Origin of the sequence: Micromonospora sp. NPDC003816, assembly GCF_042874705.1 — a bacterium.
Taxonomy (GTDB): domain Bacteria; phylum Actinomycetota; class Actinomycetes; order Mycobacteriales; family Micromonosporaceae; genus Micromonospora.
Window position 1 is genome coordinate 16,183 of the sequence record NZ_JBIANP010000009.1, and the last position, 24,952, is coordinate 41,134.

Below are 24,952 nucleotides of genomic sequence, written 5' to 3' on the forward strand. Positions count from 1 at the left end.
ACGACGCAGCGGCCCGCCGGGATCCCGGCGGGCCGCTGCGTCGTACGGTCGCTCAGACGTCGGTGACGCGGACGCCCGCGTGCGCCTTGTAGCGCTTGTTGATCGCGATCAGGTTGGCGGTGAACGCCTCGATCTGGTGCGCGTTGCGCAGCCGTCCGGCGTAGATGCCCCGCATGCCGGGGATCCGGGCGGCGAGCGCGCCGACGATCCCGACCAGCTCCCGCTCCTCGGTGCAGATCAGCACGTCCAGCTCGATCCGGTCGATCTCCGGGTCGGCCAGCAGCGGCGCGCTGACGTGGTTGAACGCGGCGCAGACCCGGGAGTCGGGCAGTAGCGCGGCGGCCTGCTGGACGGCGCTGCCCTCCGACACCGGCAACGCGTACGGGCCCTGCTTGTCGAAGCCGAGCGGGTTCACGCAGTCGACCACGATCTTGCCGGCGAGCGGTGCGGCGAGCGCGGAGACGATGGCGGCGTGCCCGTCCCACGGCACCGCGATGATCACCACGTCGCTGCGCCGGGCCACCTCCTCGTTGTCCGCCCCGGTCACGCTGCCCTCCGCCGGTACGCCCGGCAGGGCCGCGATCTCCGCAGCCGACTCGGCCGCGCGCTGCGCGGAACGGGAACCGATGAGCACCGTCTGACCGGCCCGGGCGAACCGGTAGGCGAGCCCCCGGCCCTGGTCACCGGTGCCACCGATGATGCCGACGGTGAGCCCGGAAACGTCGGGCAGGTCGCTCGCGTCATATGCCATGGTCGTCATCCTCGCAAATCCTGCGGCCCCGCAGCAGCGCTCTGAGCTGTGACAAACCCCGCTGAGCAGGCCCGACGGCAACCGCCCGCAGCGTCGCGACTACGCACCGCCGACCGTTGCGGGGTCCCGGTGGTCGAGGATCGCGGCGAGCCGGGTCCCGCCGCCCGTCGGAGACCGCCGTGAGCCGGATCAGGCCAGGGCGAAGGTGACCGTGCGGGTGGCCGGGTCGGCCGCGACCAGTCGGACCCGGACCCGGGTGCCGAGCGTCAGCTCGCCGGTGCACCGGGCCCGTACCGGCGGATCGTCCAGGGCCACCGCGCCCCCGGGCGGACGGTTCGCGCGCCCCTTGCCGTTCGGCGGCGCGTCGACGTCCAGCACCGCCGCGTCGAACGTCTCCCCCACCCGGTGCGCCAACAACACCGCCTCGGCCAGGTCGATCGCACCCCGACTCGCCGCCGACGCGGCCCGGTCCGTCGTCGACATCACCGCCGGCAACCGGGGCAACGCCTCCCGGGCCCAGTCCGGCACCGCACGGCCGTCGTGCAGGGCCAGGCAGACCTCCGTGGCGTACCGGTCGGCCAGCCGACGCAGCGGCGCTGTCACGTGCGCGTACGCCGCCGCCACCCCACCGTGCACCGGCTGCTCCGGGACCTCGCCGTCGAACGCCGTGTACGCCGCCGACCGCATCAGCTCCGCCGCCTGATCGACGAAGGCGGCGGCCCTCGGTTGCGCCGGGTCCAACCCCAGCAGCAACTCCCCGACGCTCATCCCCTCCGGCCAGTCCACGCCCAGCGGCCCCGCCGCCGCCCGCAACCGCTGCACCGCCTCCGCCTTCGGCGCGGGCATCGTCCGCAACAGCCCGATCCCGCCGGCCAGCATCAGGTCCGCCGCCGCCATCCCGGTGAGCAGCGAAATCTGCGCGTTGTGCTCCTCCATCGGCACCGGTGCCCGCAGCACCAGCCGCCACCCGTCGCCGTCGGCCTCCACGTCCTGCTCGGGGATCGGCAGATTGATCGCACCCCGGCGCAGACCCCGCGCGGTCAGCAGCGCACCGATCTCCGGCAACAACGCGATCGGCTCCGGCAACCGGCCCGCGTCCGCGTCGGCCTGCACACTCGGATAATCCAACTGGGCCCGGCTGCGCACCAGCGCCCGCTCCAGCGAGACAGCCGTGGTCGCGCCCTCGGCGTCCAGGTCGATGGTCCACAGCACCGCCGCCCGGTCCACGTCCGGCAACAGGCTCGCCGCACCCTCACCGAGACTGTGCGGGTGCAACGGCACGTTGCCGTCGGGCAGGTACACCGTCTGCCCCCGCCGCCAGGTCTCCTCCTCCAACGCACCACCCGGGCGTACGTGCGCGGCCACGTCCGCGATCGCGTACCGCACCCGGAAGCCCCCACCCGTACGGCGGCTGAGGTGCATCGCCTGGTCCAGATCCCGCGACCCCGGCGGATCCACCGTGACCAGCGGCACGTCCGTCCGGTCCACCGCCGGCCGGGGCGGTGCGGCGACCGCCTCGTCGGCCTCCCGCTGCGCCTGCTCGGGGTACGCCTCAGGCAGCCCCAACTCACGACGTAGCCCGCCGAAATCGATGCGGGGTGCGACAACCCGTCGGATGACCATGGGCCAATCCTGACAGCCTCCCGCACACCCCGCCCTCCCCCGACCGACCACCCCACCACCACACGTCGGTGGCGGGTGCGGCGAGCCCGCACGCGTCGATCATGGAGTTGTGGCACCCGCCTCGCCCAATTTCGCGGCTTTCGCGGGGGGCCACAACTCCATGATCGCGCGGGTCGACCGGCCCTTGAGCGTGCGAGGCCGGCCTTGAGTGCGCGAGGGTGACCGACGGGCAACGCGTGGGTAGGGACCTGCTTCGTCGAAGTGGGGTGCCTACTTGGCGGTGGCTCGCTTGGCGGGGGCCTTGCGGGCCGAGGTCGTCGTCCGCTTCGCGGTGGACTTCGCCGCCGAACCCGTGGACTGACGCGCACGGCTCGCGGCGCTCGTCGTGGCCTTCTTCGCCGGGGCCGTGGACTTGCGGGCCGCCGCCCTGGTCGTCGCGCTCGCCGTGGACTTGCGGGCCGGTGCTGTCGACTTCCGGGCCGGTGCTGTCGACGTGCGCGCCGAGGCGGTGGACTTCTTCGCCGGGACGGCGGACTTCCGAGCCGCCGTACCCCTGCTCGTCGCCTTCGCCGCAGACTTCTTCGCCGGTGCGGACTTGCGCGCCGCCGTGGCCCGGGTCGTCGTCTTCTTCGCTACGGTCGCCGTCTTGCGTGTCGCGGCCGGCCGGGTCGAGGTCGCCTTCTTCGCCGGAGCGGTCTTACGGGCCGGAGCGACGCGACCTGTCGCCGCTTTCCTCGCCGGAGCCGCCTTCTTCGCGGGAGCGACGCGACTTGTCGCCTTCTTCGCCGGAGCGGTCTTGCGCGCCGGTGTAGCCCGACCAGTCGAGGCATTCTTCGCCGGAGCCGTCTTCTTCGCGGGAGCGGCCTTGCGCGCGGAAACGGTCCGACCGGCCGTCGTCTTCGTCGCGGGGGCGGCGGTGGACGCCTTCTTCGCCGGGGCCTTCTTCGCGGGCGCCTTCGCCGCCGTCGTACGGGCGGGGGTCCGGGTCGACGCCGTGGTGGTCTTGCGCGCGGGTGCCTTGCTGGCCGCCGCCGTGGTCTTCGTGGCCGGTGCCTTGCGCGCGGTGGTGGCCCGCGCCATCGTCGCCTTGCGCGCGGGCGCGGCCTTCCGCGCGGCGGAAGCAGCCTTGCGCGCGGGCGCAGTCTTACCCACGGCGGAAGCAGCCTTCCGGGCCGGCGCGGCCTTGCGCGCGGCGGGCGCGGTCTTACGCGCCGGGGTCGCCGCGCTCGCGGACGCCTTGGCGGCCGTGGTGCGCGCTGCCGTGCCCCGGGCCGCTGTACTGCCGGCCGCCGCGCTCCGAGTGCTCGTGCTCCGGGTACCCGTGGTCCGCGCCGCCGTGGTCCGGGCCGCTGTGGCCGTCGCTGTGGTGGCCTTGTTGGCCGGTGCCCGCTTGGCCGCTGTCGTGGTGCGCGCCGGAGCCGGGCGCCCCTCGCTCGCCGCAGCCCGCGCCGAGGTGGTCTTCTTCCCCGCACCGGCAGCGGCCGTCTTCTTCGCCGCAGCCGCAGGCGTGGGCTTCACGCCGGTGGCAGCCGTAGCGGACCCGGGCGCGGTCTTCCGACCGGCAGCCGCAGGGGTCGCCGCGGTGATCTGACTGGCGGGGGACTTCACGGCGGCGCGCTTGCGGGCGGGGGCCGTCGTGGTGCCCGCTGACGCGGTCGCGTTCGCGGCCGGGGTCGCCGTGGCGGTGCGCCGGGCGGCCGGGGGCGTGGCGGTGGTGCGCTGGGAGGCCGGGGCCCGGCCGGCAGCACCGGACGCGGTACGGGTGGCCGGGGCGGTGCCGGTCGCGCGACGCGTGGTCGGCGTACGGGTGAGGCCGGCGGTGCGGTCCGTGGCGGCAGTCTGCCGGGCGGGTGTTCGCGTCGCGGCCGGTCGGGTGGCCTGTTGTGCTTCGGCCATCTCGGTTCCTCCTTGGGGACGTGCCGCCGCCCTCGCGGCGCACGTGGTGTCGCGACGCGAGGTCGTCCCGCGTCGGCTACTTCTCCTCCCCGTCCTCCTCGGCCCTACGGGCGTCCTCGGCTTCCCACGCTTCGTTGCGCTCCCGCACCTTCTGCAGGGCGTTCTCCGCGTCGGTGGCCGAGGCGTACGGGCCGAGGACGTGCCGGGCAGGGCACACGTCGGCTTCGTGCTCGACCCGGTGGTGTCGCGTACACCAGTAGTAGCGCCCATGTCCGCTGTCGTTCATGGGATCACTGTGCATCGGGACACGACGGCCCGCCACCGGAACACTGCAAGTCACCAGGCTTTTCCACAGTAGACCTGCTTGTGGCTTTACATGCGAAAACGGCGAAAAACACAAAATGTCGAGGTAGTGCGAACACTCTCCGTGCACGACAGGGTGTCGCTGCGACGGCGGATGTCGACGCCGACGGCACAATGTCGGCACGCCGCGACGGCGCGCGCACCGAGCGCGTCCGAGGCTCGCTAAATCCAAGCCTGCCAGGGAAATCGGGCCACCGGCCGGATCGTCCTGACCGGATGCGAGCGCCGATCGGCACCCGGCTAAGGTCGCCGGATGGGCGTACCGGAATACATCCTGAGGATGCGTGAACACGTCGGACACGAGCTGATTTGGCTACCCAGCGTCAGCGCGGTGGTCCGGAACGACGCGGGCGAGCTGTTGCTCTCCCGACTCGCCTACGACGGGCGATGGTCGGTGGTGAGTGGTTTCGTCGAGCCGGAGGAGCAGCCGGCCAGCACGGTGGTCCGCGCGGTGCTGGAGGAGACCGGTCTGGAGGTCGAGCCGCTGCGGCTGAGCAGCGCGGTGACGCATCCGCGCACGTACCCGAACGGGGACCGCTGCGAGTACCTCAACCTCGGCTTCCGCTGCCGTCTGCTCGGCGGCGACCTGCGGGTCGACAACGAGGAGTCGCCGGACGTGCGGTGGTTCGCCCCGGGGCGGCTGCCCGACCTCGACGAGCACGCCCGGATGGTGATCCGGCACGCGCTGGGCACCGAGGTGTCGGCGTACTTCCTGCCCGCCGGGATGCGCTGGGGCGCGCCGGGCGAACTCGAGCATGCCTGACGCGCTGCTGCGCTACCTGACCGAGCTGGTCGCCGCCGCGCGCGAGGTGCTCGGCGACGACCTGCGCGGGGCGTACGCGGCGGGCTCGGTGGGGTTGGACGCGTACCAGCCGGGGCGCAGTGACGTGGACGTGGCACTGGTCTGCGGCGGCCCGCTGGACCGCACGACGGCCGGTGAGCTGGTGGCACGGCTGCGACACGAGACGCTGCCCTGCCCGGCGCGCGGGCTGGAACTGGTGGTGTACCGGTGGGAGGTGGCCCGGTCGGGCACGCCCGAGCCGGGGTTCGAGGTGGAGCTGAACACCGGCGCGGGGATGGCCTTCCGGGTGTCGTACGGCCCGGCGGACCGGCCGCCCGCCGACGGCCTGTTCTGGTACGGCCTGGACCGCAGCATCCTGCACCAGAGCGGGCGGGCCCTCCTCGGCCCGCCCGCCGCCGACGTCGTCGCCGACCTCTCCCCCGACGACCTGCGGCGGCTCGTGGTCGAGGCGCTGCGGTGGTGGCTGGCGCTGCCGCTGCCGGCCGGCGACGTGCCCGCACCCGGAGCGGAGGACGCCGTGCTCGGCGCGTGCCGGTCCTGGGTACGCCTGCACCACGGGGTGTGGCTGCCCAAGGTGGCCGCCGGCCGGCGCCTGCTGGACGAGGCCGGACCGCTCGTCGACGCCGCGACCACCGACCTGGTGGTGCGGTCGGTCGCCGCCCGCGACGGCGGCCCACCCCCGTCCGGCCCGCAGGCCCGCGCCTTCCAGCGCCGGGTGTTGGCCGACCTCACCGGTACGCCGTCCTGAGCGCTCAGGCCGCAACCGGCTCCACCGGGATCCACAGCTCCGCGTCGGCGTGAGCGCCGTCGGCCGAGATCCGGGTACGCGAGATCTCCGGACCGGGCCGGGAGCGGTACGGGTTGGACGGGAACCACTGCGTGAACACGTCCCGCCACAGGTGCTGCACCGCCTCCGGAAAGGCCCCGGAGATCTCGAAGACCGCCCACGTCCCCGCCGACACCGGCATGGCGTCCAGGTCCTCGGGCACGTCGGCGCCGGTGGCCACGCAGAACCAGTAGTCGAGTTCGGTGCCCTCGGCGCGACTGTCGGCGAGGCCGGCACCGACGTTGACGACGCCCGCCGGCTCCTGGTCGGACAGCGCCTCGATCCGGTCCCGGGTCGCCGCTTCGATGCTCCTGACGAACGCCACGATGGCCGGGTTCATGCCCCCGTGCACCAGCGGCACCCGGGCCTTGCGGCCGACCAGCCGGAAGGACTCCTTCTGCACGATGCGGTACCGCATGCTGCTGCTTCCCTCGACGGTCAGCCGGAAGGACATCCGGGGCTGGGCCCGCAACACCGCGCCGGTACGCCGGGCCTCACCGGGTCCGACCCCGTGCACCGCCTTGAACGCGCGGGCGAACGCCTCGGCCGAGCCGTACCCCCAGCGGACCGCAATGTCGAGCAGCGTGCGCTCCCCCGCGACCACCTCCGCGCCGGCCACCGTGAGCCGGCGACGCCGCACGTACTCGGAGAGCGGAACGCCGGCCAGCGCGGAGAACAGCCGCCGGAAGTGGTGCTCCGACGTGACCGCGATCCGCGCCAGCTCACCGGCGTCGACCGGCCGGTCCAGGTGCCGCTCGATGTGCTCCATGGCCTGGTTGAGTCGCTCCAGCACCTGGTGTCTCCTTCCCCTGCGCCACCCACACTATGGACGCGACGGCACCGGGCACCCGACAGGCTGTGCCCGGTGCCGTCGGTGGTACTCCATGCGCGTCCCCGGGTACCCGACGCCGCTCCGAAACGACGTCGACCGACCGACGATGCCCAGGTTGCGGACTGAGTAGCAGACGACATCGGCACCGAGACATCAGCCGCAGCGACGAACTCGACCGGCCCGCCGGTCACCGAGCGTGGCCCACTCAGTTCGATCGCGCTGCCCCCGGGTGCACACCGCAGGTCACGTGTGCCACCCTCGTCCGAGATTTGCTCACCCGGGGCCCGGCCCCCGGGAAGACCACGAGCTGGCGCGAACCCGGACGCCAGTCGAACCTGGAGGCACCGTGGCCAACCTCGACACCGCCCTCAAGGACGCCATGACGATCGACGGCGCGATCGGCGTCGCGCTCGTCGACTACACCAGCGGGATGACACTCGGCGTCGCGGGCGGCACACCGGAGATCGACCTGACGGTCGCCGCCGCCGGCAACACCGACGTGGTACGCGCCAAGATGCGGACCATCGAGATGCTCAAGCTCAACGACGAGATCGAGGACATGCTGATCACCCTCGGCGGTCAGTACCACATCATCCGGCCGCTGGCCGGCGCCAACGGCAAGGGCCTGTTCCTCTACCTGATGCTCAGCAAGACCCGCTCCAACCTGGCTCTCGCCCGCCACCAGCTGCGCAGCATCGAGGAGCGCCTCGAACTGTGAGCGAGACCTTCCTACCCCGCCGCACCGCGCAACGCCCGGCCGCCCCACCGCCGCCTGCCTTCCCGCCGTCCCTGGCCGGCAACCCGCGTCTGCCGTACCCGGCCATCGGCACCGAACTCGCCGAGCTGCGCCTACAGATCCCCGGCGTGCAGGGAAGCGTCCTCGGCGGCGTGGACGGACTGCGCATCACCCACGACGTACCACCACCGCTGGACCCCGACGACCTGGCCGCGATGGCGGCGGCGACCTTCGGCCTCGGCCGGCAGGTCAGCCTCCGACTCGGCCAGGGCGAGTTCCGGCAGTCCACCGTCCGCAACCAGGCCGGCTACTTCTCCGTGTACGCCGTCGGCCCGCAGGCCCTGCTCTCCGTGGTCGGCGCCGACGCGATCAACGTGGCCCGCCTCCACCTGCACGCCCCACCCGTCGCGGAACGCCTCGCCGCGCTGCTCACGCAGGTCTGACCGCTGCTGCTCACGCAGGTCTGATCACTCTGTTGGTCGCGCGGTCTGACCGTTCTGTTGCTCGCGCAGGGATGACCGCTCTGCCACGAGCCGGGCTCACCGCCATCGTGTGCGCCACGCGCCGCGCGTGATTCCTCGCCACACGATGGCGGTGAGCCCACCACCCTAGTCACCCGTCGCGCGGGACGTCTCGCTGACTGCCGCCCAGGCAAGCCGGAAGCCCTTCTGAGACCGGCGACGAGGACGAACACCGACCGCCGCTCGGTGGCCTGACCACGGTTGCCGATCTGGTATCCCTCAAGCCAGATCCAGCCGTCGAACGTCGTCCACTCGAGAACCCTGATCAGTCGGAAATGGATCGGCCTGTGGAACTGCGGACTGGCCTCCCGGGTGAGGTAGAGCAGTTCTCCCGACCGAGGTACGCCAGGCGTTGACGGTCGCTGCGGCGTCTTCGAGCCTCGGGCAGGCGGTATGCGGTTGACAGCGCGTACAGACGCCCTTGTGGTGGGCGTCGATGACCGACCACGCGAGTTCGACACGGAACGGGACCTCAGGCCGGGTCATGGGCAGAGCCGTCCGGCCTCTCGTCAGAACTCGGACGGTGGTAGGGACGCTGGTTCGTCGACCCGCTGCGCGCCAGTCCAGCTCGGACGCGCACTTGGTCGACCGAGATCACCTGCCAGACGACGTCGATGGGCTCGTCCGGCCTCTGGAACCACTTCGACCGCGTCACGGGTTGCCTCCGGAAGTCGTAGGGGCAACCGACACAGACACACCTACCCCTAGGTCACTCTCCGTGCCGGTTGCGTTGCAACCCTAAGCCCGTCCAGTCAACCTGTCTAGACAGGCTCGCCGGGGGTGCGGCGCAGAAGAGACTCCGGAAGATCGGCGGTACGGTGACGGACGTGCCTACCCCGCACCCAGAGCCACCCCGGTACCGGTTGATGGCGGAAGAACTGCGCCGCCGGATCATGTCCGGCGCGATCCCGCCTGGGGCGCTACTGCCCAGCGAATCGACCTTGATGACCGAGTTCTCCGTGGCGCGCGGAACGGTCCGGGAGGCGCTCGCCCTGCTGCGCGCCGAGGGCTTGGTGGTCACCGAGATGGGACGCGGGACGTACGCGCGGACCACCTTGCCCGTACGGCGTCTCGGCTCCGACCGCTACCGTAAGGAACTCGACCAGGTCCGCTCCGGCGAACTTGGTACGTCGTTCACGACGGACCAGCAGATCCCGTGGTCGGCGTACACCTTGGACAAGGCCTTCCACGAGACGCCCGCGAGCGAGACGATCGCCGACCTCTTCGGCGTCGAGCCGGGCACGATGCTGCTCGAACGCCGCTTCGTCTTCCGGACACACGGCACGCCACAGCAGATGTCGACCTCATACCTGCTGCTGGAGATGGTGACCGGCACCCCTGTGGCCGACCCCGCCAACGAGCCGTGGCCCGGCGGCAACACCGCGCAACTTCACAGCCTGGGCCACACGATCACGTCGGTGCGGGAGCAGGTCCGGGCGAGGATGCCCGTACCCGACGAGGTCGACACCCTGCGGATTCCCGGCGGCGTGCCGGTGGTCGTCCTCACGCGGCAGACCTATGCCGGGGACCGCGTCCTTGAAGTCGCCGACATCACGATCCCCGCCGACAGGGTCAGCCTGGACTATCGAATCGATTTGGGTTAGGTCGCTGCTGGATGCCGCGGAATCCACCGGCACCTACCGCCACGAACGAGATTGCTCGCCGACAGCCAGCGCGAGCCGCCGTCCGAAGTTCGAGGCGATCGAGCAGCGCTTGGGTCAACATCGGCTCACCGTGGCCAGCGGTGAATGCGGTGGTGTCGGTCGCGGGCAGCTCGGTACTGTCCGGGCTCACGATCGACGGGAATAGCGGGGTCGAGTTGAGCAGTGGCGTGGGTACGACGGTGTTGTGGCGCCCGACCGGGCCACAGGAGCTGGAGCTTGTCCGCGCCTCGGGGTGGCGGCAGTGGCCGCCGCGCCTGCCCGATCAGCCGATCTTCTACCCGGTGTTGAACGAGGACTACGCGATCAAGATCGCCCGGGACTGGAACGTGCCCGCCTCCGGCACGGGTTACGTGACCCGCTTCCAGGTCGAGACGGAGTTCCTGAGCCGCTACCCCGTGCGCCAAGTCGGCGGCGACACCATCTTGGAGTTGTGGGTACCCGCCGAGGAACTGGACGAGTTCAACAAGCACATCGTCGGTGCGATCGAGGTCATCCACGAGTTCCGGTCGCAGTGATCAGGAGGGCCAGCGGTTAGCGGACGTCCTGTCCTGCATCGCATTGAAGCCACTCGCCACGTCGAATGAGACCAGCCCATGAACCAGCTCAGAGCCCTGATCGGGGCTCTGAGCTGGTGGGAGACGGACGAGTCGACCTGTACGCCGGATTCTGTGCGCGGCGCGTACCCCTTGCGGGGTTCGCACCGGCGGCGGCCATCCATCTCGGCCTGCCGTCGCCGACAGGCTCGTGCGGCCTACCCGCAGACATCGGGCGGGCCGCCCTCAAGCGTCTGCGCGGGTCGTCATCTTGCGGTGACGGCCCTACTTGGCCTTGCTCCGGGTGGGGTTTACCGAGCCACCCCGGTCACCCGGGGTGCTGGTGGGCTCTTACCCCACCGTTTCACCCTTACCGTCCCCGCTGGGGGTCGGCGGTCTGTTTTCTGTGGCACTGTCCCGCGGGTCGCCCCGGGTTGCCGTTAACAACCACCCTGCCCTGTGGAGTCCGGACGTTCCTCGGCGACGGGCCGCAGCCCGCCGACGCGACCGCCCGGTCGACTCGTCCGTCGCACGCTCATCCTAACGACACCGGGTCGCCGCCTATTGCGCCGGCAGGACCGCAGGCCGGGTCGTTTCGGGGGTACGCATAATGGGCCGATGACGACGCTGCCGCCGTTTCCCGAGCCTACGGTCCCGGCCGAGGGGCGGGCCGAGGTGTTCCTGCGCTATCTCGACTATTTCCGGGAGAGCGTGCTGGCCAAGGTGTCGGCGCTGCCCGAGGCGGAGGCGCGGGCGAGCCGGTTGCCGTCGGGCTGGACTCCGCTGGAGTTGCTGCGGCACCTGCGCTTCGTCGAGTTGCGCTGGATCGAGTGGGGCTTCCAGGGGCAGCCGGTGCCGGAGCCGTGGGGCGACTGGCGCGACGGTCGCTGGCACGTACCCCCGGAGCTGAGTGTGGCGGAGCTGGCAGACGAGCTGCGCGCGCAGGGCGCACACACCCGCACAGTGGTGCAGAGCGCCGAGCTGGACGCCGTCGGCGCCCCCGGCCCCCGCTGGAACGGCGCAGACCCGGCCTCCCTGGAGCGGGTGCTGTTCCACCTCGTCCAGGAGTACGCCCGCCACCTGGGCCACCTGGACATCGTCTCCGAACTAGCCAACGGCACCCTCGGCGAATAGCACCCTCACCACCCGTACCCCCTGGGGTTGATCAAGAGGTTTGGGTGGTGATTCACCGGCGAACGGTCACCCAAAGCTCTTGATCAACGCCGCGGGCCGACCGCGCGGGCCGACCGGCGCAGGCCGACCGGCGCGGACCGACCGGCGCGGGCCGAACCCGGCTGGTCAGGGCAGGTAGGGGGTTTCGTTGACGGAGCGGACGGCTATGCCGCCGTCGGGCCAGCGGTCGAGGATGGAGATGCCGGCGGCGTCGAGGAAGAGGCGGTGCAGGAAGGCGTCGGTGGCGGCGAGCGCGTCGCGCAGCATCAGCTTGATCGGCGAGACGTGCGAGACCACCACCACGGTCTGACCGGGGTACGCGGCGAGCAGCCGCTCCACCACCCGCGTGCAGCGTCGGGCGACCTCGTCGAAGGACTCGCCGTCGGGTGGGGCGATCCGGGGCGAGGCGAGCCAGGCGTCGAGTTCGCCGCCCCACTGTTCGCGGACCTCGGCGAAGGTCCGGCCCTCCCAGGCACCGAAGTCGCACTCGATCAGCTCGTCGTCGCGGCGTACCGGGATGTCGCCGACGGCGGCGGCGATGGCCTCGGCGGTCGCCGTACACCGGGACAGCGGTGAGCTGACCACGGCGGCGGTGTCGGGGGCGAGCGCGGCGACCCGGGCGGCGGTGGCCCGCACCTGGTCCTTGCCCTTCGCGGAGAGCGGGATGTCGCCGCGTCCGGAGTAGCGGCCCTGTTCGGTGTACTCGGTCTCGCCGTGCCGGACCAGGATCAGCCGGGTGGCGGTGAAGCTGGGGCGCGGCTCCCAGGAGACCGGGGCGCTGCTCGGGTCGGTGCCGGGCGACTCGTCGGCGCGGGCGGCGACCTGGGTCGCGCCGCCGCCGGCCGGTTCCGGGCCGCCGAGGCGGCGCGGTGACTCGACGGTACGCGGTGGCGTGACGACCGGTGTGGCGGTGCCCGACGTGGCGGCGGCGTCCATCGCGGCGTTGGCCAGCCGGTCGGCGTGCGTGTTGCGGTCCCGGGGGATCCAGGTGAAGCGGACCGCGTCGAATCGGCTGACGATCTGGGCGGCCTGGGCGGCGAGCGGACGCAGCCCGGGGTGCTTGATCTGCCAGCGGCCGGACATCTGCTCGACGACCAGCTTGGAGTCCATCCGGATCTCGACCTCGCTGGCGCCCAGTTCGGCGGCGGCGGTCAGGCCGGCGATCATGCCCTGGTACTCGGCGACGTTGTTGGTGGCGGTGCCGATCGACTCGCTGCGTTCGGCCAGCACCTCGCCGGTCGCCTGGTCACGGACGACCGCGCCGTAGCCGGCCGGGCCGGGGTTGCCCCGGGAGCCCCCGTCGGCCTCGACCAGCACGGTACGCGGTGCCACCGGCTACAGCCCGGACTCGTTGGTGCGGACCATGATCCGGCGACAGTCCTCGCAGCGGACCACCTCGTCGGGATCGGTCTTGCGGATCCGGGCCAGGTCGGCACCGGAGAGGTCCAGGCGGCACCCGCCGCAGCGGCCGGCGGTCAGCAGCGCGGCGCCCAGGCCGGTGTCGGCACGGATCTTGTCGTAGAGCTGCACCAGGTCGCCGGGGAGGTCACCGGCGAGCGGCTGCCGGGCGGAGCGCTTGAACTCCTCCTCGCGGCCGATCTCGGCCAGGGCCTCGTCGCGGCGCTGCTCGGTGGCGGCCCGCCGCTCGCGCACCTCGGTCAGCCGCTGCTCCACCCCGTCGAGCGTCGACTGGGCGGTCTCCCGCTGCTCCATCAACTCCAGCTCGGCGTCCTCCAGGTCGCTCTGCCGGCGGTTCAACGAGACCAGCTCGTGCTGGAGCGCCTCCAGCTCACGGGCCGGACCGCCACCGGCGGCGAGGCGGTCCTCGTCCTTCTTCTTGCGGGCGCGTACCTGGTCGACGTCCTTCTCCAGCCGGGCGATGTCCCGGTCCAGGTCGTCCACGGCCACCTGGGCGCGGACCCGCTCGTCCTCCAGCGACGACAGCTCGCGGGCGAGAGCCTCCAGTTCGGCGCGCTCGGGCAGCGCCCGGCGGCGGTGGGCGAGCTTGGCGAGAGCGGTGTCGATCGCCTGGAGGTCGAGCAGGCGGCGCTGGACCTGGGGGTCAGCCTTCACGGTCGGGGCTCCTTGTCGTCCGCTGCGGATCGCTCCGGGGCGGCGGGTGAGGCGGCGTGCACGGTCCACGGGTCGGTGTCCAGGTCGGACACCAGGGTCTCGACGCCCGGCAGCGTGGCGCGCAACCCGGTGGCCACATCGTCGAGCCAGGGCCGTTCGGTGGCCCAGTGGGTGGCGTCGAGCAGCGCCGGTCCACCGGTGGCGAGGTGTTCGCCGGTCGGGTGGTGACGCAGGTCTGCGGTGAGGTACGCGTCCACCCCGGCGGCGGTCGCGTCGGCCAGGAAACTGTCCCCCGCACCGCCGCAGACTGCCAGCGTACGCACCATGCGGTCCGGATCGCCCGCGGCGCGTACGCCGATGGCGGTGGTGGGCAGCACGGCGGCGGCGTGCCGGGCCAGCTCGGCCAGGGTCAGTGGCTGCGGCAGCTCGCCGACGCGCCCGGCGCCCCGGCCCTCACCGGCGGCGGGCGTGCCCGGCCGGGACGGTTTCAGCGGACGCAGGTCGGTCAGGCCGAGCCGGGCGGCGAGGGCGTCGGAGACCCCGGGTACGGCGACGTCGGCGTTGGTGTGGGCGACGTAGAGCGCGACGTCGGCCTTGATCAGTTGGTGGATGATGCGACCCTTGTACGTCGTCGGCGCCACCGACGAGACGCCCCGCAGCAGCAGCGGGTGGTGCGCGATGATCATGTCGGCGTGGGCGGCGAGCGCCTCGGCGACGGTCTCGGGGACCACGTCGACGACGCAGAGGATCCGGCGGACCGGGGCACCGGGCTCGCCGAGCACCAGCCCGACCTTGTCCCACTCCTCGGCCCAGGTGGGCGGATAGCGCCGCTCCAGCTCGGCCACGACGTCGGCGACGGTCGGCACGGCTGCGGTTGTGCTCACGGCGCGCCAGCTTACCGGCGTCGGTGCCACTCCGGGACGTCACCCGGGCCGTGGCGGTGGCCACGGCCCGGGCTGCGGATTGCGGCATCCGGTGTCGGGGTGATTGCAGGGGACCCCTGTACTACCGGAGGCGTTAATAAGGTGCCCTTCCTTTCACGTCACCCGGTCCGGCAGAGCTGGTCGCGCAGGGCGGTCAGCGGCAGGGCCCAGGGGAAGGCGTGCTGGTGGCGTTCTCCGGTCCCGGGCGGGTGCAGGGGGAAGACGTCGTCGCCGAAGAGCACGGTCACCCCCCACTCCGCCAGTCGGGCGATCCCGGTCTGGAAGGCCGGATGGGCGGCCATCGCCGCGTTGGTGTACGGCACGGCGACCAGCGGTACGCCCCGTCCCTGCGCCTCCACCAGCAACCCGAGGGCGAGGGTGTCGGCGATGCCGGCCACCCATTTGTTCACCGTGTTGACGGTGGCCGGGCAGACGATGATGGCGTCGGCCGACGGCAGGACGTCCGGGTCCCCCGGGTTCTTGTAGTGCGTACGCACCGGGTGGCCGGTGGTGCGGGCCAGCGCGGTGCGGTCGACGAACTTGGCGCCGTCCGGCGTGGTGATCACGCAGACGTCCCAGCCGTCCTGTTGGGCCAGCTCGACGAGCCGGCCCACGTCTCGGGCCAACGGCGAACCGCAGGCGATGATGTAGAGCACCTCTTGGTGCCCGTCGTGGCGGTGCGAACCGGTCATGCCGGCTCCGAGTTCATACTCCTACTCCCATGTGCTCAGCCAACTCCGCGATCGGAGAAGGCGGCGCACCCCGTGTGCGACGCAGGACCTCGGACATGACCTCGTGGGCGATCGGGCGGCAGCGGATCTCCGACGGCGCCAGCCGGTCGCCGCGCAGCAGCATCTCCCCGGCGTTGGCCATGTCGCCGATCTGGGAGTAGGCGCGGGCCTGGTCGAGCAGGTGGTGGGCGCGACGTTCGGGCAGCATGGCGTCGAACGGCAGGTTGACGATCCGGGTGCGGTGGATCTCCACGGCCCGCCCGCCGTCGCCCAGTTCGACGGCGGCCGCCGCGCGGTGCAGTTCGACGTTGGTCGGCCCGAACGACGTCCAGTAGTGGTTCTGGTCACTGCCGAGTTCGCGGGCGGCGTCGCGGGCACCGTCGAGCAGGTCCGCGACGGTGGAGGTGTCGCCGGTACGCGCGGCGGCCATCGCGCCCTGCAACAGCAGCATCCCGTAGACCGAGAGTCGGTCGGCTCTGCTGTCGTTGCCGCCGCCCGGTGCGATCCGGTCGGCGATGCGGACGTTCAGTTCCAGCGCGGAGCGGGGGCGTCCCATGGCGAGCAGGGCGTTGCAGACCCGGGTGGTGGCGATCCCGGCGAGCAGTTGGTCGTCGGCGCGCTGGGCGACCGCGATGGAGCGGTCGGCGGCCAGCCAGGACAGGTCGCACTCCCCCAGCTTGCGCAGCACCGAGGAGGCGATCTGGTAGACCTGCCCGAGCAGGTTCGCGGCGCGTCGGGCCTGTTCACCGCCGTACGCGGCGTCGGCCGCCTGGGCGTCGCGCAGCAGCTTCGGCAGGGCCCGGGTCAGCATGCCGTACCGGCCGTACTGGTAGGTGAGCCAGGCGTGGGTGACGGCCTTGCCCATGTCGACCAGTGGCGGCGGTTCCGGCTTCGCGTCGAAGTAGGCGCTGATCGAGTCGTACCGCTCCAGGGCGGCCCGGATCTCCTCGACCTCGACCTGGTCGATGCAGTTCATGGTGTCGGTGCGCCGCTCCGGGTCCTTGCCGAGCAGCAGCTGCACGTCGATCTGGAGGATGTCGGCGATCTCGTAGAGCACCGAGAACTTGTCCAGCCGCCGTACGCCGCGCTCGATCTTGTCGACCCAGCTCTTGGACTTACCCAGTCGGTCGGCGAAGACCTGTTGCGACATCTTGCGTCGCCCGCGCCAGTAGGCCACCCGCCGCCCGATGGGCAGTTCGTCCATGTCCCCGGTCCTCCCCTTGCTGCTGGAGCCCTGGCCAGGAGCCGGGGGCTGATCCGCAGGTGCGGCCATCCGTCCGTACGTCAGGTTTCCGCTGGTCGCACTGCTTGTGCGTCAGCCGTACGGCCGATCCTCGTACTTTCGTGCAAGTTGCATAGGCCACTTTGTCAAAGAAACGATCGCAGGCCACGGCAGTGACGCTGTTCGACGTATGTGCTGGTGCCGGTCGGTTCCGGCGAGGGGAGATGGCACCAATGTGGGGGAATGTCGCACCGAGCGTGGCACGTCTGTCGCCGTTGGAGCGGGTGCGGCTGCGCCGCGTCGCGGTGCGGTACGCGCTGCACGGCTGGGAGGTGACCCCCGGCGCCTGCCTCGCGCGCAGCCGCTTCGTCTGCGGCCGGGCCGGGTGCCCGACGGTCGGCTGCCACCCCGCGCTGGAGGACTGGGAGCACGCGGCCAGCGCCGACCCGGCCCGGGTGGCCACCTGGTGGCGGTCCCGCCCGCACGGCATCCTGCTGCCCACCGGCCGCGCGTTCGACGTGCTGGAGGTCGCCGCCCACCTGGGCCGACGGATGCTCGACGCGATCCGGTCGCACCCGGTCGGCCCCGGCGTACGCGGACCGGTGCTGGTCACCCCGACCGGTCGCTGGATGTTCCTGGTCCGCCCCGGTGACCCGCTCCGCCCCGAGCTGGAGCACTGCTTCCACGTGGTGCGGCACGGTCCCGGCTCGTGGGTGCCGGCACCGCCCACCCGGCTGCCCGAGGGGCCGGTGCGCTGGGCGGTCGCGCCGGAGCAGGCCCGCTGGCAGCTCCCCGACTCGTACCTGGTGCAGAACACCCTGGTCGCCGAGTTGCGGGCCAGCGGCGTCACACTGACCCCCGCGCTGGTCCCCGGCCACCTGCCGCTGCCCCGACGCGGTCGCTGAGCCACCGCTGCGGCTCCGCGGCGGTCGCAGAGCCGACCGCTTGCGGCTCCGACGCGGTCGCTGAGCCGGGCCGGGGAGTCCGTGCGGTACCCGACAGCGACGCCCGACGGGCGGTGCTCGTTGAGCACCACGACGGCGCGCCCGCGCCGGGAGCGGGGATCCGATGTCCACCGACCACACGGAGCAGCACCAGGGCGGGGCCGAACCGCCTCGCCGGCACCGGCCCGGACGACGCTGGGCGGCCACCCGACCACCGGGTTCACGCCCCGGACGGCCCCGGCCGCTCGGCTCCCGACCGGCGATCCTGCACCGGCCGGCCCGCTGGCCCTGATCGTCTGCCGCACCGGTCAGTCGGCCAGCGGCAGGTCGGTGGAGCGCAGGCAGCGGGCGTCCTCGGTGACCACCGCGTGCCGGTGCCCCGGCAGCCGGTCCACCCAGCCGATGCCGGTCACGCCCATGGCCAGGGCGGCAGTCGAGTACGCGTCGGCCAGCCCCAGGTCGTGTCCGACCACGGTCACCGACCGCAGGCCCTTCGCCGGTGCGCCCCGCCGGGGGTCACGCACGTGGTGGCCGCGCTCGTAGACCCCCGAGGTGGCCACCGCCAGGTCGGTGCCGGTCAGCACCAGGCAGACCGCCGACGGGTCCCACGGATGCCGCACCCCGATCCGCCACGGTCGTCCGGTCGACGAGTGGCCGCGTACCCGCACGTCCCCACCGGCGTTCACGCAGTGGTTGACGGCACCGGCGGCGAGCAGCCGGTCCGAGGCCACCTGGGCGGCCCAGCCCTTGACGTACCCGGACGGGTCGAGCCCGCCGGTGGCGTACGCGTCGAAGAACCCGTCGGTGTCGCCCCACAGGTCGGCGCAGCGTTCCAGCACCCGGCGCAGGTCCGCCGACGCCTCGGAGAGCAGCAGCTCACCCCGGTCGAAGCGGCACACCTCGCTGTCCGGGAGGTACGTGCTGAATCGCGCGTCCACCTCGCGCAGCCAGCCGAACACCTCGTCGGCGAGGTGGGTCAGCTCGGCGGCGGGCAGGTCGTCGGCGATGTCCAGGCTGATCGGCGTACCCATGACGTGTTCGACCCGGCGCAGGCCGGGGCGGGTCGCGGTGCCGGCCGCCATCAGCGGGCCCGGTCGATCGCGGCCTGCAGGGACTGCCGGTAGGACTGGCTCGTCGCGGTCGCCCCGGAGACGGTGTCCAGGTCGGCGCTCTGCCGCGCGACGACCAGCCCCGCGACGCCGCTGTACCGGCTGTCGACGAGGTCGCTGCGCTGCTCGGACTGGGCGGTCCGCTCCGGCAGTTCCAGCGCGACCGCGTCGGTGATGCGGCTGCCGGTGAGGGTGATGCGCACCTGCACGTTGCCGTACTCGTTGCCGACCACCGGGCCGGTGACGGTCCGGGTGGCGGGCCGGGGCGCGGCGGTGGTGGTGCGGGGGGCCGAGGGGGTCCGGGGTGCCTCGGACGAGTCCGTGCGGCGCGCCGGGGCCTCGGTGCTGCGCGCGGGTTTCGGTGACCGGGTGGCGCGGGGTTCGCGGCTCGCCGACGGCGACTCCTCGGCGTCCACCGGCGGCGTCGGCCCGTCCGTCGTCGGTGCCGTGCCGGGGGGTGGCTCCTGGGCGACCTGACCGGTGCCCGGGGCGGCCTTGAGCACCACCATCGCGGTGGTGCTGGCGGCCAGGCCGGTGATCGCGAACAGCGCGCGACGCATCGGGGCGGTACTCCTCTGCTAGAGCTCGAAGGTGCCGACGTGGATCTGCCGGCGGGGCACGCCGATCCGGCGCAGCAGCCGTCGGCTCTGCTCGACCAGGCCCGGCGGGCCGCAGAGGTAGACGTCGCGTCGGGCCACGTCCGGCACGAGCCGGCGCAACCCGTCCGGCGACATCACCTGGCGTGGGCCGGGGTCGTTCCGGGAGCCGACGACATACCAGATCCGTACGCCCCGGGCCTGCGCCAGCCAGTCCAGCTCCCGGTGCAGCAGCACGTCGGCCGGGGTACGGGCCCGGTAGATCAGCGCCGCGCCGGGCGGCAACTCCTCCAGCATCGCCCGCAGCGGGGTGATGCCGCTGCCACCGGCGATCAGCAGCGCGCGGTCGCGGACCCGGTGCGCGGCGGTGAAGGTGCCCGACGGTCCCACCGCCCAGACCCGTACGCCGGGTTCGAGGTCGCGCAGGTCCCGGGTGTACGCGCCGACCACCTTGACGGTGAGCCGCAGCCAGCGGCCGTTGGCGGCGGCGGAGACCGAGAACGGGTGCGACTGCCACCAGCAGCCCCGGGTCAGGAAACGCCAACGGAAGAACTGGCCGCCGAGCAGGGCCAGCCGGTCCAGCCGCACGCCGGTCAGATAGATCGAGACGGTGTCCGGGCTCTCCGCCACCACGTCGGCGACCCGCAGCCGGTGCCGCAGGTTGACCGTCAGCGGCCCGACCAGCCGCCCCCACACCAGGGCGGCGACCACCAGTCCGTAGCAGACGATCCAGCCGGTGCGGACCGGGCCGGGACGGAACAACTGGGTGCCGTTGCTGAACTGGTGCGCGAAGCCGAGCAGCAGGACCGCGTACCCGGCCAGGTGGGTGGCGTGCCACAGCTCGTAGGGCAACGCCCGGCGTACCGCCCGGACGCTGGTCAACCCGACCAGCACCAGCAGACCGGCGGCGGCGAACGCGGAGACCATGTCCTGGTATTCGCGCAGCATCACCCCGGCCTGGTCCCACGGCGACCGGCCGGTCAGGCCGCCGTAGCCGACCAGGATGAAGGCGGTGTGCGCGAGCACCGCGACCAGCAGGGTGACCCCGAGGTCCCGGTGCCACGCCGCGATCCGCTCGCCGCCGACCACCCGTTCCAGCACCGGCAACCGGCTCATCATCAGTACCTGCACCAGCAGCAGGTAACCGGCGAGCAGGCCGGTGATCTGGCCGGCGGCGGTGGTCGTCGCGGTGGCGTCGGTGAGCGAGCCGGCCGGGGTGTCGAGCCACCAGGGCAGCACGCTGGCGACCAGGCCGACCAGGAACAACCCGGTCAGCAACCGCCGGCCGGCGGGCCCGCGCCGGGCCGCCACGGGCAGCGGAGCAGGCGCGGGCGGACGACCGTCGGCGTGGGTCCGCGACCCGGACCGACGGTCGGCGTACGCGTGGTGGGTCACGCGTACAGCTTCATCGGGGCGTACTTCATCCGGGGGAAGATCTTGTCCACCTCCGCGTTGGTGAGCCCGAACCGGCCCTGGGCCACCGAGCCGTAGACGTTGAACATGTTGTTGTACTCGGGGACGTCTCCGGAGTCGAGGGCGTTCAATCCGTTCCAGGTGCCGAGCAGCGGACCGGCGAGTGTGCGGCCGGACAGGATGGTCACCACGCCGCCGTGGCCGTGGTCGGTGCCGCCGCTGTTGGAGGCGACCCGCCGCCCGAACTCGCTGGACACCATGACGGTCACGTCGTCGGCGGCGGCACCGAGGTCGGTGAAGAACGCGGCCAGCGCGGCGGCCAGTTCGTTGAGCCGCCGATAGAGCTGCCCGCCCTCGCCGGTGCCCTGGTTCTCGTGGGTGTCGTACCCGCCCATGCCGACGGTGGCCACCCGGACGTTCGCGCCACCCTTGATGAGCTGCGCGAGCTGCTGGAAGGCGAAGCCGACGCCCCGGTACTCCACCCCCTCGGCCGGCCGGTAGGGCTCGGCGGAGAGCCGGCGCGCGGTGGACAGCGCGCCCAGCCCGGAGCGCACCGCCTCCTCGACCGGGTGGTTGATGCCGGTGAACAGGCCCCGGATCGCCTTCTCGGTGGCCTCCCGGTATCGCTCGTCACCGGCGAGGCGCAACGAGCCGACACTGTTGAGCGAGATGGCGCCGTTGTTGCCGACCAGCGACCGGGGCAGCGTGCTGCCGACACCGACGCTGCGGAACGCGGTGCCCTTGCCGAGCGCGTCGACCAGGCTGTCCAGCCAGCCCCGGCCGCCGGTCTCACCGGGCAGTCCGCCGAGGTTGCAGGCGTCGGCGGCCTGGAAGTGGCTGCGGGACAGGCGCTCGTCGGAGACGCCCGGGACGAAACCGAGCTTCCCGGCGCGCAACCACGGCTCCAGCGGCCGGAACGCGCTGGTCAGCTTGAAACCCCGGCCGAGCGCCAACGAGTCGTCGGGCAGCAGCAGGTCCGGGCGGGCCCGGTCGAGCACCGGATCGTCGTTCGGCGCGACCAGGCTGAGCCCGTCCAGGCCGCCGTAGAGGAAGACGTGCACCAGCGTGCCGGTCTTGGTGGCCGCGAAGGACGCCGAGGTGGTGACGAACTGGGCGGTGGCCAGGGCGGTGGCGGTGGCGGCGGCACCGGCGACGAAGGTCCGCCGGGTCACCCCGCGCCCGTCCTGCTGGGCCTCCTCCAACTCCTCCAGCCGCCGGTAGCGGTCCGCCTCGGCGGCGTTCTCGGCGGCCACCACGTCGGCCTCGGCCCGCAGCAGGGCCTCGGCCGGGTTGTCGGCGAGTCGCCGCACGTCGGGGCATTCCGGGTGCAGGGGGTACGAGTACACGGGCTCCTCCATCGGGGCCTCAGCGGAGGTGGTGCTGGGGGGAGGCGAGGATCGCCCGCGCGACGGCGGTGATCGCCCCGTCGAAGTTCGCGTCGACCCTCGTGCCGGCGGAGACCCCGGCCACGTCGAGGATCAGCGCCCGTTCCCGGTCGGACAGCTTCTGCCGGACCAGCCGTCGGGCCAGCGCGTCCACGTACGCCCCGGCGGTGGCGGGCGGGTCGGTCACCAGCTTCTCCGGCCGGGTGTAGGTGAACACGGTGCGGTTGGCGGCGAGCAGTTCGTTCGCCTCGTTCCAGCCGTTGACCATCGTGCCCGCCGACGTCCAGGCCACGTAGACGTCCGGGTAGCCGTCCGGGGTGGGCTGACCCATCGGGTGGTGGCCCAGCTCGCGCAGCTTGTCGGAGATCTGCCGCAGACCTCGCGCGTACGGGGTGCGGCGGTTGTCGCCGTTGTCGTGGCGCGGTGCCGCGTCCGGGGAGACGCCGAGGGTGCGGTAGGTGGCGACCAGGTACTCCAGTGGGCGGCGCACCTTCTGCCCCACCGCCGCCCAGAACTCCGAGGAGCTGAAGAGCGTCATCAGCACCGGCTTGATCTGGCCCTTGTTCGCGCTGTACGTCTTGGCCAGCCGGTCCACCAGGGACTTCGGCGGGGTGTCCGAGACGAACCGGACGGCCAGGTTCTGTGCCACGTACTTCGCGGTGGACGGGTGCAACGCGATGTGGGTGAGGTACGCGTCGATCGCCGCCTCGGCCCGCTTCGGGTCCGCCGAGTCGTTGGCGTGCCGGAAACCGAGGATCTTGACCTTGCCGACGTAGTGGCGGTCGGGACGGAAGACGTACGCGCCGTCCTGGACGCCCCGGCCGGTCTGGAGCAGCGCGGCCTGGCGGACGTCGGCCTCGGTGTAGCCGCCGTCGACACCGACCGAGTACAGCTCCAGGTTCTCCCGGGCCAGGTTCTCGTTGACCGCGTCCGCCCGGGAGTCCACCTGGTTGAGATAGAGCAGCAGGGCCGGGTGCCGGTTGGCGGCCAGCAGCATCTGCGGGTAGCTGCCCAGCGCGTGCTTGCGGACCACGTCCCGGTCGAACGAGTTGCGGTACACCTCGCCGCCGTCGAACTCGGCCGCGACGTGCAGGAAGTCGTTCCAGAAGTCGACCATCACCTCGAAGAGCTGGCGGTCCGACCAGATCTGCCGGGCGACGGTGGCGTCCACCATCTCCCGCTCCGGTTGGGCGCCCCGCTCGTTGAGCTGGTCCCGCTGCTCGCGCAGTTCCTTGACGGAGAGGTTCAGGGTGGGCAGTTCGGCGAGCTTGAGTTCCGCCCGGGTCGGGGCGATCTTCTCCGGCTCCAACTGCCAGCGCACCCAGCCGTCGATGCCGCGCTGCTTTATCTCGGCGAGCACGGCGGCGGTCGGTCCGAAGGTCAGCCGGCGGGCCAGGTGCACCGCCGGGTCCTTGCTGAGCACCGTCTTGACGGTCACCTTGGTCTCCGCCGCGGCCTGCGCCGGGCCGGAGTGGACCCGACCACCCTTGGGGGCGTTCTTCTTGAGCACCTCACCGGCGCGGGAGCCCATGTAGCTCTCGTTCTGCTCGGTGTAGGTGCGGACCGTACTCGGCCGCTGCCCGCTGGGACGTGCCGGCGTACCGTCGGTCGTGGTGGTCCCGGTGGCGTCGCCGGCCACCGCTGCGCCGCCGCCGAAGAGGCCACGCACCTGCGGCGTCATCGCCAGGGCCGCGCCACCGGCGACCACGGCGGCGGTACCGCCCAGCGCCGCCAGCGCCCGACGGCGACCGACGCGGCGACCGCCGTCGTCGTCACCGTCCAGATCGGGCGGTCCGCCCACCGGCATCGGCGGTACCCCGTGCCCGTCCGGCCCGATCCACTGCGGGCGGCCGTCGTGCGGGTAGGGCTCGACCGGGTGCGGCTGAGGTCGGGGGTACGGGGTGGCCTGGTGTGGGTTGGGCGGGTGCGGGTGCGGGGTGGCCTGGTGTGGGTGTGGTCGAGGGTGCGGGTGGGGCTGCCGGGATCGGGGGTACGGACGGGGGTCCTGTCCGCGCTCGTCGCGGCGGGGTGGCACATGCTGGTCGGCCATACACCGTTCCCGTTTCTACCCAGCGTCGCGCTCACGGCCGAGCGGGGGTGGTGAGGTGCGACGACTGCTGCCGGAGGGGGTTGCCCCGGCAAGGTAGTCAGCGGCATCTGACCCGACAAGACGGGCCGTCCCGCCCGCCCGGGGCGACTTAAGGCAACGCTCAACGCGAGCGGAGGTCGCCTACCGCACCGATCACCCGGGTACACACCACGCGAGCAGCACGGACGACACGAGCCGCCTACCGTAGGTGACAATCCCACCCGCCCGGTCGACGGCGGACCGGTTCGACCCCACAGGCAGATTTAAGGCGTGCGTAAGGCAGTGCTCAGGCGTCCGGTCGCGCTCCCGCCGCCGTCCGGCCCTGCTGCTGGCGCTCTCCGGCCGCGCTGGCGGCGCTGTCCGGCCGCGCTCCCGGTCGGTGCGGACGGGCGACCGGCCAAAGTAGGACCAGCAGGAGAGCGTGAGCCGTCGCCGCAGGGGTAATCCGCCGCGCCGTTGCTGAACGCGTGAGGGGAAGGCACATGCTCAGCAAAGAGGACCAGCGCCGTTTCGAGCAGATCACCCGCAATCTCCGGGAGAGCGATCCGGCGTTCTTCGCCCGGCTCGACAACCGATCCCGGATGCGACGCGGCCGGATGCTGCTGTTGATGACCATCGTGTTGTGGGCGGCCCTGCCGGCCACGACCGTACTCGCCGGCCGGCTGGCCGGGGCGGTGTACGCCGTCCTGCTGGTCGTCAACACCGCCCTGATGTGGCGGTACCGGCACCGCTGGGTCTGACCACCGG

General features: G+C 72.5%; 24 protein-coding genes and 1 other RNA gene. 10 read left to right on the top strand and 15 right to left on the bottom strand.

The genetic code is table 11. From position 1 onward, the window contains the following. Positions 1-52 precede the first annotated feature (52 nt). Positions 53-751, bottom strand: a complete 699-nt coding sequence (gene npdG / locus ACFYTT_RS24270; protein ID WP_176094956.1) for an NADPH-dependent F420 reductase — start codon at positions 749-751, stop codon at positions 53-55. A gap of 189 nt (positions 752-940) precedes the next feature. After that, positions 941-2,374: an RNB domain-containing ribonuclease gene (locus ACFYTT_RS24275; protein ID WP_176094957.1), complete on the bottom strand. Its 1,434-nt coding sequence runs from the start codon at positions 2,372-2,374 to the stop codon at positions 941-943. Between the two features lie 385 nt (positions 2,375-2,759). Here ACFYTT_RS24275 and ACFYTT_RS24280 point away from each other — a divergent pair, with 385 nt between their 5' ends. Then, complete coding sequence (locus tag ACFYTT_RS24280) at positions 2,760-3,965, top strand: hypothetical protein (protein WP_387262525.1); 1,206 nt, start codon at positions 2,760-2,762, stop codon at positions 3,963-3,965. Positions 3,966-4,346: 381 nt separating this feature from the next. On the opposite strand, the gene ACFYTT_RS24285 is transcribed toward ACFYTT_RS24280, so the two are convergent. Continuing rightward, positions 4,347-4,556, bottom strand: a complete 210-nt coding sequence (locus tag ACFYTT_RS24285; protein WP_176094958.1) for a hypothetical protein — start codon at positions 4,554-4,556, stop codon at positions 4,347-4,349. A 330-nt stretch (positions 4,557-4,886) separates the two neighbouring features. Between ACFYTT_RS24285 and ACFYTT_RS24290 the strand changes: the two genes are divergently transcribed. Next, positions 4,887-5,396 carry an NUDIX domain-containing protein gene (locus tag ACFYTT_RS24290; RefSeq protein ID WP_357216388.1) on the top strand — a complete coding sequence of 170 codons (510 nt, stop codon included), beginning with the start codon at positions 4,887-4,889 and terminating at the stop codon, positions 5,394-5,396. Beyond that, on the top strand, positions 5,389-6,183 hold the full coding sequence (locus ACFYTT_RS24295; RefSeq protein WP_387262529.1) for a nucleotidyltransferase domain-containing protein: 795 nt from the start codon (positions 5,389-5,391) through the stop codon (positions 6,181-6,183). The genes ACFYTT_RS24290 and ACFYTT_RS24295 overlap by 8 nt, the downstream gene beginning before the upstream one ends. A gap of 4 nt (positions 6,184-6,187) precedes the next feature. On the opposite strand, the gene ACFYTT_RS24300 is transcribed toward ACFYTT_RS24295, so the two are convergent. Further along, the gene (locus ACFYTT_RS24300; protein ID WP_176094960.1) at positions 6,188-7,054 is read right to left on the bottom strand and encodes an AraC family transcriptional regulator; all 867 of its coding nucleotides are present in this window, start codon (positions 7,052-7,054) and stop codon (positions 6,188-6,190) included. A 385-nt stretch (positions 7,055-7,439) separates the two neighbouring features. Between ACFYTT_RS24300 and ACFYTT_RS24305 the strand changes: the two genes are divergently transcribed. From ACFYTT_RS24305 to ACFYTT_RS24320, 4 genes are all read left to right on the top strand, one after another. Continuing rightward, positions 7,440-7,811, top strand: a complete 372-nt coding sequence (locus tag ACFYTT_RS24305) for a hypothetical protein (RefSeq protein WP_131052045.1) — start codon at positions 7,440-7,442, stop codon at positions 7,809-7,811. Beyond that, positions 7,808-8,272 (top strand): roadblock/LC7 domain-containing protein, encoded by a 465-nt coding sequence (locus tag ACFYTT_RS24310; RefSeq protein ID WP_131052046.1) that lies wholly within the window; start codon positions 7,808-7,810, stop codon positions 8,270-8,272. The genes ACFYTT_RS24305 and ACFYTT_RS24310 overlap by 4 nt, the downstream gene beginning before the upstream one ends. Positions 8,273-9,216: 944 nt before the next feature. Next, positions 9,217-9,954, top strand: a complete 738-nt coding sequence (locus ACFYTT_RS24315; RefSeq protein ID WP_387262533.1) for a GntR family transcriptional regulator — start codon at positions 9,217-9,219, stop codon at positions 9,952-9,954. A 227-nt stretch (positions 9,955-10,181) separates the two neighbouring features. Beyond that, positions 10,182-10,529: a hypothetical protein gene (locus ACFYTT_RS24320; RefSeq protein ID WP_387262535.1), complete on the top strand. Its 348-nt coding sequence runs from the start codon at positions 10,182-10,184 to the stop codon at positions 10,527-10,529. Between the two features lie 124 nt (positions 10,530-10,653). Here the strand turns inward: ACFYTT_RS24320 and rnpB are convergent. Further along, positions 10,654-11,070: RNase P RNA component class A (gene rnpB / locus ACFYTT_RS24325), an RNA gene on the bottom strand. A gap of 95 nt (positions 11,071-11,165) precedes the next feature. On the opposite strand from rnpB, the gene ACFYTT_RS24330 reads away from it, so the two are divergent. Further along, positions 11,166-11,681, top strand: a complete 516-nt coding sequence (locus tag ACFYTT_RS24330) for a DinB family protein (protein WP_387262538.1) — start codon at positions 11,166-11,168, stop codon at positions 11,679-11,681. Between the two features lie 165 nt (positions 11,682-11,846). Here ACFYTT_RS24330 and ACFYTT_RS24335 read toward each other — a convergent pair whose 3' ends face one another. The 5 genes from ACFYTT_RS24335 to ACFYTT_RS24355 form a co-directional block, all read right to left on the bottom strand. Next, positions 11,847-13,052: a bifunctional RNase H/acid phosphatase gene (locus ACFYTT_RS24335; protein WP_357216330.1), complete on the bottom strand. Its 1,206-nt coding sequence runs from the start codon at positions 13,050-13,052 to the stop codon at positions 11,847-11,849. Between the two features lie 3 nt (positions 13,053-13,055). Beyond that, positions 13,056-13,793 carry a zinc ribbon domain-containing protein gene (locus ACFYTT_RS24340; protein ID WP_131057826.1) on the bottom strand — a complete coding sequence of 246 codons (738 nt, stop codon included), beginning with the start codon at positions 13,791-13,793 and terminating at the stop codon, positions 13,056-13,058. Further along, the gene (locus ACFYTT_RS24345; protein ID WP_387262541.1) at positions 13,790-14,677 is read right to left on the bottom strand and encodes a Nif3-like dinuclear metal center hexameric protein; all 888 of its coding nucleotides are present in this window, start codon (positions 14,675-14,677) and stop codon (positions 13,790-13,792) included. The genes ACFYTT_RS24340 and ACFYTT_RS24345 overlap by 4 nt, the downstream gene beginning before the upstream one ends. 158 nt (positions 14,678-14,835) lie before the next feature. Beyond that, a complete protein-coding gene (locus ACFYTT_RS24350) occupies positions 14,836-15,408 on the bottom strand; it encodes a flavoprotein (RefSeq protein ID WP_131054465.1) in 573 nt (190 codons plus the stop codon). Positions 15,409-15,421: 13 nt separating this feature from the next. Next, the gene (locus tag ACFYTT_RS24355) at positions 15,422-16,651 is read right to left on the bottom strand and encodes a helix-turn-helix domain-containing protein (protein WP_131054466.1); all 1,230 of its coding nucleotides are present in this window, start codon (positions 16,649-16,651) and stop codon (positions 15,422-15,424) included. 251 nt (positions 16,652-16,902) lie between these two features. Here ACFYTT_RS24355 and ACFYTT_RS24360 point away from each other — a divergent pair, with 251 nt between their 5' ends. Next, on the top strand, positions 16,903-17,574 hold the full coding sequence (locus ACFYTT_RS24360; RefSeq protein WP_131054467.1) for a bifunctional DNA primase/polymerase: 672 nt from the start codon (positions 16,903-16,905) through the stop codon (positions 17,572-17,574). Between the two features lie 347 nt (positions 17,575-17,921). Here ACFYTT_RS24360 and ACFYTT_RS24365 read toward each other — a convergent pair whose 3' ends face one another. The 5 genes from ACFYTT_RS24365 to ACFYTT_RS24385 are packed head-to-tail and all read right to left on the bottom strand — an operon-like array spanning position 17,922 to position 23,923. Next, positions 17,922-18,644 (bottom strand): FAD:protein FMN transferase, encoded by a 723-nt coding sequence (locus ACFYTT_RS24365; protein ID WP_131054471.1) that lies wholly within the window; start codon positions 18,642-18,644, stop codon positions 17,922-17,924. A gap of 50 nt (positions 18,645-18,694) precedes the next feature. Then, positions 18,695-19,282 carry an FMN-binding protein gene (locus ACFYTT_RS24370; RefSeq protein WP_387262545.1) on the bottom strand — a complete coding sequence of 196 codons (588 nt, stop codon included), beginning with the start codon at positions 19,280-19,282 and terminating at the stop codon, positions 18,695-18,697. Positions 19,283-19,300: 18 nt separating this feature from the next. Beyond that, on the bottom strand, positions 19,301-20,713 hold the full coding sequence (locus tag ACFYTT_RS24375) for a ferric reductase-like transmembrane domain-containing protein (RefSeq protein ID WP_387262548.1): 1,413 nt from the start codon (positions 20,711-20,713) through the stop codon (positions 19,301-19,303). Beyond that, on the bottom strand, positions 20,710-22,089 hold the full coding sequence (locus tag ACFYTT_RS24380) for a DUF1501 domain-containing protein (RefSeq protein WP_387262550.1): 1,380 nt from the start codon (positions 22,087-22,089) through the stop codon (positions 20,710-20,712). Before ACFYTT_RS24380 ends, ACFYTT_RS24375 begins: the two co-directional genes overlap by 4 nt. Before the next feature lie 7 nt (positions 22,090-22,096). Next, complete coding sequence (locus ACFYTT_RS24385; protein ID WP_254876952.1) at positions 22,097-23,923, bottom strand: DUF1800 domain-containing protein; 1,827 nt, start codon at positions 23,921-23,923, stop codon at positions 22,097-22,099. Positions 23,924-24,687: 764 nt separating this feature from the next. On the opposite strand from ACFYTT_RS24385, the gene ACFYTT_RS24390 reads away from it, so the two are divergent. Continuing rightward, entirely contained in the window at positions 24,688-24,945 is a 258-nt protein-coding gene (locus ACFYTT_RS24390) for a DUF3040 domain-containing protein (RefSeq protein ID WP_131056949.1), read from the top strand. Positions 24,946-24,952 lie beyond the last annotated feature (7 nt).

Coding starts and splice junctions, on each gene's coding strand:
- ACFYTT_RS24295 (WP_387262529.1), top strand. CDS start 5,389: ATGCCTGACGCGCTGCTGCGCTACCTGACCGAGCTGGTCGCCGCCGCG.
- ACFYTT_RS24285 (WP_176094958.1), bottom strand. CDS start 4,556: ATGAACGACAGCGGACATGGGCGCTACTACTGGTGTACGCGACACCAC.
- ACFYTT_RS24315 (WP_387262533.1), top strand. CDS start 9,217: ATGGCGGAAGAACTGCGCCGCCGGATCATGTCCGGCGCGATCCCGCCT.
- ACFYTT_RS24370 (WP_387262545.1), bottom strand. CDS start 19,282: ATGCGTCGCGCGCTGTTCGCGATCACCGGCCTGGCCGCCAGCACCACC.
- ACFYTT_RS24390 (WP_131056949.1), top strand. CDS start 24,688: ATGCTCAGCAAAGAGGACCAGCGCCGTTTCGAGCAGATCACCCGCAAT.
- ACFYTT_RS24385 (WP_254876952.1), bottom strand. CDS start 23,923: ATGCCGGTGGGCGGACCGCCCGATCTGGACGGTGACGACGACGGCGGT.
- ACFYTT_RS24330 (WP_387262538.1), top strand. CDS start 11,166: ATGACGACGCTGCCGCCGTTTCCCGAGCCTACGGTCCCGGCCGAGGGG.
- ACFYTT_RS24290 (WP_357216388.1), top strand. CDS start 4,887: ATGGGCGTACCGGAATACATCCTGAGGATGCGTGAACACGTCGGACAC.
- ACFYTT_RS24275 (WP_176094957.1), bottom strand. CDS start 2,374: ATGGTCATCCGACGGGTTGTCGCACCCCGCATCGATTTCGGCGGGCTA.
- ACFYTT_RS24380 (WP_387262550.1), bottom strand. CDS start 22,089: ATGGAGGAGCCCGTGTACTCGTACCCCCTGCACCCGGAATGCCCCGAC.
- npdG (WP_176094956.1), bottom strand. CDS start 751: ATGGCATATGACGCGAGCGACCTGCCCGACGTTTCCGGGCTCACCGTC.
- ACFYTT_RS24360 (WP_131054467.1), top strand. CDS start 16,903: ATGTGGGGGAATGTCGCACCGAGCGTGGCACGTCTGTCGCCGTTGGAG.
- ACFYTT_RS24355 (WP_131054466.1), bottom strand. CDS start 16,651: ATGGACGAACTGCCCATCGGGCGGCGGGTGGCCTACTGGCGCGGGCGA.
- ACFYTT_RS24365 (WP_131054471.1), bottom strand. CDS start 18,644: ATGGGTACGCCGATCAGCCTGGACATCGCCGACGACCTGCCCGCCGCC.
- ACFYTT_RS24350 (WP_131054465.1), bottom strand. CDS start 15,408: ATGACCGGTTCGCACCGCCACGACGGGCACCAAGAGGTGCTCTACATC.